Origin of the sequence: Allobosea sp. CER48 (genome assembly GCF_044752385.1) — a bacterium.
Classification (GTDB): domain Bacteria; phylum Pseudomonadota; class Alphaproteobacteria; order Rhizobiales; family Beijerinckiaceae; genus Allobosea.
The window spans coordinates 1-6,999 of sequence record NZ_JBIWYK010000150.1; the positions used below are offsets into that span (position 1 = coordinate 1).

The 6,999-nt window shown below is 67.2% G+C and carries 6 protein-coding genes; 1 reads left to right on the forward strand and 5 read right to left on the reverse strand.

Annotation, left to right across the window (positions count from 1 at the left end):
• From ACIPIA_RS07815 to polA, 4 genes are all read right to left on the reverse strand, one after another.
• Window positions 1–211: hypothetical protein (locus ACIPIA_RS07815; protein ID WP_400508273.1), on the reverse strand; the 211-nt coding region annotated here is incomplete at its 3' end.
• A 50-nt stretch (window positions 212–261) separates the two neighbouring features.
• Window positions 262–621, reverse strand: coding sequence for a glycine zipper domain-containing protein (locus ACIPIA_RS07820; RefSeq protein ID WP_400508275.1), 360 nt, complete (start codon window positions 619–621; stop codon window positions 262–264).
• Window positions 622–737: 116 nt separating this feature from the next.
• Window positions 738–1,871, reverse strand: coding sequence for an AI-2E family transporter (locus tag ACIPIA_RS07825; RefSeq protein ID WP_400508276.1), 1,134 nt, complete (start codon window positions 1,869–1,871; stop codon window positions 738–740).
• 83 nt (window positions 1,872–1,954) lie between these two features.
• Complete coding sequence (gene polA / locus ACIPIA_RS07830; protein ID WP_400508278.1) at window positions 1,955–4,996, reverse strand: DNA polymerase I; 3,042 nt, start codon at window positions 4,994–4,996, stop codon at window positions 1,955–1,957.
• Window positions 4,997–5,108: 112 nt separating this feature from the next.
• Between polA and ACIPIA_RS07835 the strand changes: the two genes are divergently transcribed.
• The gene (locus ACIPIA_RS07835; protein ID WP_400508282.1) at window positions 5,109–5,756 is read left to right on the forward strand and encodes a nitroreductase family protein; all 648 of its coding nucleotides are present in this window, start codon (window positions 5,109–5,111) and stop codon (window positions 5,754–5,756) included.
• A 237-nt stretch (window positions 5,757–5,993) separates the two neighbouring features.
• Here the strand turns inward: ACIPIA_RS07835 and ACIPIA_RS07840 are convergent, their stop codons facing one another.
• Window positions 5,994–6,932, reverse strand: a complete 939-nt coding sequence (locus ACIPIA_RS07840) for an aldo/keto reductase (protein ID WP_400508280.1) — start codon at window positions 6,930–6,932, stop codon at window positions 5,994–5,996.
• Window positions 6,933–6,999 lie beyond the last annotated feature (67 nt).

Genomic DNA, 6,999 nt, shown 5'->3' on the forward strand with positions numbered 1-6,999 from the left:
GGGGCCGTCGCTTGCCTTTGACGTAGAGCCCGATGCAGAAGGCGAGGATCGCCGTCGCCAACAGGCCGCCGGCGATCCACAGGCTCGCGGCGATCGCCCCGTAGCGGAGCTCGAGCAGCGTGTGAAGCGCATTCAGCGCGTAACCCCCGGCGCAGAGCAGCAGCAGCGCGGCAAGGCCAAAGAGGCCGTAGACGATGGCGTTGCGCCTCACCGCTCCGGAGATCTCCGAAGTGATGAATGATCCGAGCCCCCCAAGCATGGTCAGCGCGCCGACAGGTAGCCGACGAAAAGCCCAACCGCAGCCGCCAGCCCGAGGGCGCGCAAGGGCCGCTCGCGGATCTCGTCCTCGATCAGCTTCTGGAGCTCGGTGGCCTGCTCCTTGGCGACATCCACCATCTTGTCGGTATCGACGCCGACGGCACGTAGCCGATCGGTGACGTTGGCCGCGATCTCCTCCGCGCTGCGGGTCAGGGTGTCTTCAAGAGCGCTGGCCTGCCGCCTGGCGCGCGAGCCGGCTTCCTCCATCTCGGCTGCGACATCCTCCGCGCCCGCCTCGACTTCTGCCCTGGCACGCTTGGCGGCGGCAGCCGCCTGTCGTTTCGCGGATGTCGTGGTTGCCATGACGATCGGTTCCTGTCGCTGGTGGAATGGCAATGGTGCCGGGGTGGCGTCGTCGCCGCAAGGGGCTCCGTCCGTGTCGAAACGCCCCGGCAGCGCGTGTGTTCCGACGCGTCGGCTCAGGCGGCCTGCGCTTCCGTCGTTTCCTCGGCTTCGGCCTTGGCCTTCTCGCGGCGATAGCGAGCGAACTCCTCCTGCGCCACCATGGCGACGATGACGATCGGGGTCGCGAGCACGGCGCCGATCGGCCCCCAGAGCCAGAGCCAGAAGATGAAGGAGATGAAGACCAGGAAGGGCGAGATCGTCAGCCGATTGCCGACGAAGACCGGAGTGACCGCGTTGCCCTCGACGAGATGCAGGATGTAGTAGGCCGTCGCCGGCCAGAGCGCGGCCACCATGGTGGGCGCGTCGAGCAACGCACCGGCCAGGAGCAGAACCGCGACGATGATCGGCCCGATGAAGGCGAGGTAGTTGAGCAGGAAGGCGAGCGCGCCCCAGAACAGCGGGAATGGCAGCCCCGCGAGCCAGGCGATCGTCATCGTCAGCACGCCCATGCCGAAATTGATCACCGTCACCAGGGCGAAATAGCGCGCGACACGGGTTTCGATCTCCTCGAAGAAGGAGCCTGCGGAGCGGCGCGCGCCGCGACCCAGGCAGAGCCTGAGAATCCGCGCCTTGAGATGGCGGCGCGTCGCCAGCCAGAAATACACCGTCGCGAAGAAGACCAGCATGCCGCCCGCCGCCGTCGAGGACGTCATGGCGATGTCGAAGAGCGGGTTGCCCTGCGAGATGCTGAGCTCCGCACCCTTGCCGGTGATCGAGGCAATACCGCGCTTGAACTCGTCCATGAAGGCGAAGACGCGAGCAAGCTTGGACTGGAGTGCCGCTATCATCGCCGGAGCCTGATCGGTCCAGCCCGCGACTGGCACGGCGAGAACCGCGATCGCTCCGAACAGCAGGCCGATGAATAACAGTACGACCAGCGCCGACGCCGCATGCTGCGGCGCGCCATGGCGGACCAGCCAGTCGACGAGCGGGCCGAGCACGAGCCCGAAGATCACACCTGCCACGATCGGCATGGCGATGACCTTGGTCAACGCCAGCGAGGCCGTCGCCAGGATGACGAAGATGCCGACGATCGCGTAGCGGAGGATAAGATCATGCTCATACGGCGTGACCTCCTGGTTCTCCTCCACCGGTTCCGGTTCCGCCATGTAGCGCGGAAACGGCCGCCAGGCCGATGAGCTGAGCATGTTCCTGCTTCCAACGCGCAACCGCGCCCCCCTGGCGCGTCGGAAGCGTCAACGCGGCAGGGTTCGGCCGGGTTCCAGCCGGCTCAGTGCGCCTCGTCCCAGTTGCCGGCGGCGCGGGCCTCGACCGCTAGCGGCACCCTGAGCTGCACGGCCGGATGCGGGGCGTCGACCATCACCCTCTCGATGATCGGCAGGGTCTTCTCGACCTCCTCCTCCGGCACTTCGAAGACCAGCTCGTCATGGACCTGCAGCAGCATGCGGGCGTTGAGGCGGTTGGCCGCCAGCGCATCGTCCATCCGGGTCATCGCCCGGCGGATGATGTCGGCCGCCGAGCCCTGGATCGGCGCATTGATCGCCTGGCGCTCGACGAAGGCGCGCTCCGACGGATTCTTCGAGGCAACCGCCGGGAAATGGCAGACGCGGCCGAAGATCGTGGTGACCTGACCATGTGCGCGCACATGCGTCTTTGTCTGGTCCATGTAGTCGCGGATGCCGGGGAAGCGCTCGAAATACTTGCGGATATAGGCGCTCGCCTCCTCGCGGCCGATGCCGAGCTGGTTGGCGAGGCCGAAGGCCGAGATCCCGTAGATGATGCCGAAATTGATCGCCTTGGCGCGGCGGCGCACTTCGCTCGGCATGCCCTGGACCGGCACGCTGAACATTTCGGACGCCGTCATCGCGTGGATGTCGACGCCATCCGCGAAGGCCTGCCTGAGCTGCGGGATCTCGGCGATATGGGCGAGGATGCGCAGCTCGATCTGGCTGTAGTCGGCCGAAACGAGCCTGAATCCCTTCTCCGGGACGAAGGCCGTGCGAATCTTGCGGCCGGCTTCGGTCCGGATCGGGATGTTCTGCAGGTTGGGCTCGGAGGAGGAGAGCCGGCCCGTCGTCGTCGCGGCGAGCGCATAGGAGGTGTGGACCCGGTTGGTCTGCGGGTTCACATAGCCCGGCAGCGAGTCCGTATAGGTCGATTTCAGCTTGGCGAGCTGACGCCACTCCAGGATCTTGGAAGGCAGGGCATGGCCTTGCTCGGCCAGCTCCTCGAGCACGCCGGCCCCTGTCGCCCATTGGCCGGTCGCGGTTTTCTTCGCGCCTGCCAGCCCCATCTTGCCGAACAGGATGTCGCCGAGCTGCTTGGGGCTGCCGATGGTGAACTTCTCGCCGGCGAGCTCGTAGATCTCGTCCTCCAGCCGCGCCAGCCCCTGCGCGAAATCGCCGGAGAGGCGCGAGAGGATCTGCCGGTCGATGGCGATGCCGCGCTGTTCCATGTTGGCGAGCACGGCGACCATCGGCCGTTCCAGCACCTCATAGACCGCGGTCTTCTTCTCGGCGGCGAGGCGCGGCTTCAGCGCGAGCCAGAGGCGCAGGGTCACGTCGGCATCCTCGGCGGCATAGTCGGTCGCCTTGTCCAACGGCACCTTGTCGAAGGTGACCTGCGACTTGCCCGTGCCGGCGACCTGCGCGTAGGGGATCGTCTCGTGGCCGAGATGCAGCTCCGAGAGCTTGTCCATGCCGTGGCTGTTGATGCCGGCATCGAGCGCGTAGGAGATCAGCATCGTGTCCTCGATCGGGGACACGGCAAGCCCATGGCGCTCCAGCACCAGCAGGTCGTATTTCAGGTTCTGGCCGATCTTGAGCACGCCCCGGTCGGCGAGCAGCGGTTTCAGCGCCGCCACGGCCTGCGCCAGCGGAATCTGCTCGGGCAGCAAGCCTTCGTCGAAGAGCCCGCCATCGCCGGCGCGATGCTGGAGCGGGATATAGCAGGCGCGGCCCGGCGCGACGGCGAGCGAGATGCCGACGAGATCGGCCTGCATCGCATCGAGCGAGTTCGTCTCGGTGTCCAGTGCGACATGGCCGGCCTCGTAGGCCCAGCCGATCCAGCGCTCGAGATCGGCGAGCGTGCGGACGCATTCATATTTCGAGCGGTCGATCTTGGCTGCGATCGCCTCGTTCCTGCGGGATGCCGCGAGATCGGCCGGCTTCATCCAGCCATCTTCGCCGCCGGAGGCCACCGGAGCGGCCGCTGCCACCGGCGGCGCAGCGGGGCCGGTACCGGAGACGGCGTCCTCGATGACATCGGCTCCGGCATAGAGCGCCTTGAGCTCGGCCGCGCGCGAGCCACCCGGCGCCAGCGCCGGATCGGCATCGATGGCGCCGACATCGGCCTCGTAGGCCTCGGCGACGCGCTTGGTGATGGTCGTGAACTCCATCGCCTTCAGGAACGCGACGAGCTTCGCCGGGTCCGGCTGCTCCAGCGTCAGGTTCTCCAGCGGCGTCTCGACGTTCACATCGTCGACGAGGCTGACGAGCTTGTGCGAGATGCGGACCTTCTCGACCACCTCGGGATTGGTCAGCGTCTCCCGTCGCTTCGGCTGCTTGATCTCGCCGGCCCGGGCCAGCAGGGTTTCGAGATCGCCATATTCGCCGATCAGCTGCGCCGCCGTCTTGATGCCGATGCCCGGCGCGCCCGGCACGTTGTCGGTGGCGTCGCCCGCGAGCGCCTGCACATCCGTGACCTTGTCCGGCGTCACGCCGAAATACTCGACGACCTCGGGCTCGCCGATGCGGCGCTCGGCACGGAAGCCGGCGCCCTTCTTCTGGTCGCCGGAGGCCGGATCGTACATGGCGACGCCCGGCCGGACGAGCTGCATCAGATCCTTGTCGGCCGAGACGATCAGCACCTCGGCGCCGGCCTCGCGGGCCTGCTTCGCATAGGTCGCGATCAGGTCGTCGGCCTCGTAGACGTCCTGCTCGACCGGGATCAGCCCGAACGCGCGCACCGCCTCGCGCATCAGCGGGAACTGCGGAATGAGATCGGCCGGCGGCTCGGAGCGGTTGCCCTTGTAGGCCGGGTAGATCGCCTTGCGGAACGAGTTCTCCGACTTGTCGAAGACGATGGCGAGATGGGTCGGCTTCACGCCGAGAACGCCCTCGCGCACGAACTGGAACAGCTTGGTGGCGAAGAGCCTGACCGCTCCTGAAGGCAGCCCGTCCGAGCGCGACAGGTATTTCCGGTCCTGATTGATCGACTGGAAATAGGCACGGAAGATGAAGTTCGAGCCGTCGACCAGGAAGATGTGGTCGCCGGGCTTCAGGGCGGGGGCGGTCGTGGCTGCATCGCTCATGGCGCGGACCATAAGCGGGCCGACGCAACCGGTCCATTGCGCCGAGCCTGCAATTCGCAGCAAGCTGGCCAAAACACGTCAGGAGCGAAACCCCGTGAGCCCCTATGTCACCATGCCGCTCGTCTTCGAGGGCGTTCCCGAGGCCGAGATGCAGGAGCGTGCGGAAGCCTTCCTCGCCCGCATGCGCAAGCGCCGCACGGTGCGCGACTTCTCGGACAGGCCAGTGCCGCGCGAGTTGATCGAGACGGCGGTGCGCGTCGCCGGAACCGCCCCGTCCGGCGCCAACCAGCAGCCCTGGAGCTTCGTCTGCATCGCCGATCCCGAACGCAAGAAGCTGATCCGCGAGGGGGCGGAGGAGGAGGAGCGTGCCTTCTATGCCGGCCGCGCCGGCGATGAATGGCTCGGCGCCCTCGCCCATCTCGGCACGGACGACCAGAAACCCTTCCTGGAGACCGCGCCCTGGCTGATCGCGATCTTCGCCCAGCGCTGGGGCCATGATGCCGAGGGCAACAAGGTGAAGCACTATTACGTGCCGGAATCGGTGGGCATCGCCACCGGCTTCCTGATCGCGGCGCTGCACGATGCAGGCCTGGCGACGCTGACGCATACGCCGGCGCCGATGAACTTCCTCAACGCGATCTGCGAGCGGCCCGACAACGAGAAGGCGCTGATCCTCCTCGTCGTCGGCTACCCCACGGACGATTGCCTCGTTCCCGCCATCGGCAAGAAGCCGCTCGAGGAGATCGCCACCTTCCTGTGAGGGCAGCTGAAGTGCAGGCTTTCAGAGGAGCGTTGCCGGAACCTCCGCCGTCTTTCCGGCGCAGGCCGCAGGCCTGGGCCCGGAAACCAGGACCGGTGTCGGGACCGATTTGAGCGATGGCCCCGCGCCTTTGGTGGCGACGGTATCGTGTCCGGGTTCCGGGTTCTTCGCTGACGCGAAGCCCCGGAATCACGGCACAGCCACGACAAAGCCGAGGCGGTTAGCTCCCCGCAGAACTTACGCGACGATCCTGTCGATCTCGGCGAGGTCTTCGGCGGTCAGCGCCCAGTCCGCCGCCTTGACGTTGGCCGCGACCTGCTCCGGCCTGGTCGCGCCCGCGATGACGCTGGAGACGACCGGCTGCGCCGCCAGCCACGAGAAGGCGAGCTCGACAAGGCTGTGGCCGCGTTGCTCGGCGAAGGCGGTCAGGCCTTCGATGCGGCGCCAGTTGTCTTCGCTGAAGATCTGGCCGGCACGCTCCGGCAACTTGGTCAGGCGCGCGCCCTCCGGCATCGCCGCGCCGCGCTTGTACTTGCCGGTCAGCGCGCCGTTCGCGAGCGGGAAATAGGGCAGTAGCCCCATTCCGTAATGGGCGATCGCCGGGATCAGGTCCTTCTCGGCGCCGCGCTTCAGCAGGCTGTACTCGTCCTGCGCCGAGGCGAATCCGGGGATGCCGAGGTCGCGCGCCGTCCACTGTGCGTCGGCGACCTGCCAGGCGACGACATTGGAGCAGCCGATATAGCGGACCTTGCCCTGGCGGACGAGGTCGTCGAGCGCGCGCAGCGTCTCCTCGATCGGCGTCAGCGGATCGGGACGATGCAGCTGGTAAAGGTCGAGCCAGTCGGTCTTGAGGCGGCGCAGCGAATCCTCGACGGCGTTCATGATGTAGCGGCGCGAGCCGCCCTTCTTCACGCCCTCGGCGTCCATTTCCATGCCGAACTTGCTCGCGAGCACGATCTGCTTGCGCCGCGCGCCCAGCACCTCGCCAAGCGCGGCCTCGGAGCCGCCGCGGTCGCCATAGATGTCGGCCGTGTCGAAGAGCGTGATCCCGTGTTCGATCGCGGCATCGACCACCTTGCGGGTCGCGTCGAGATCGATGCGGCCGCCGAAATTGTTGCAGCCGAGCCCGACGAGCGAGACGCGCAGGCCCGAGCGGCCGAGATTGCGGAATTGCATGGCAGTGATCCTCCTCCAAGAGGCGCACACAGGATCAGAGCAGGCGAGAGGCGACAAGCGCGGCCAC

Excerpts from the sequence above, each read along its gene's own strand:
- ACIPIA_RS07820 (WP_400508275.1), bottom strand. The coding sequence starts at position 621 with ATGGCAACCACGACATCCGCGAAACGACAGGCGGCTGCCGCCGCCAAG.
- ACIPIA_RS07825 (WP_400508276.1), bottom strand. The coding sequence starts at position 1,871 with ATGCTCAGCTCATCGGCCTGGCGGCCGTTTCCGCGCTACATGGCGGAA.
- polA (WP_400508278.1), bottom strand. The coding sequence starts at position 4,996 with ATGAGCGATGCAGCCACGACCGCCCCCGCCCTGAAGCCCGGCGACCAC.
- ACIPIA_RS07835 (WP_400508282.1), top strand. The coding sequence starts at position 5,109 with ATGCCGCTCGTCTTCGAGGGCGTTCCCGAGGCCGAGATGCAGGAGCGT.
- ACIPIA_RS07840 (WP_400508280.1), bottom strand. The coding sequence starts at position 6,932 with ATGCAATTCCGCAATCTCGGCCGCTCGGGCCTGCGCGTCTCGCTCGTC.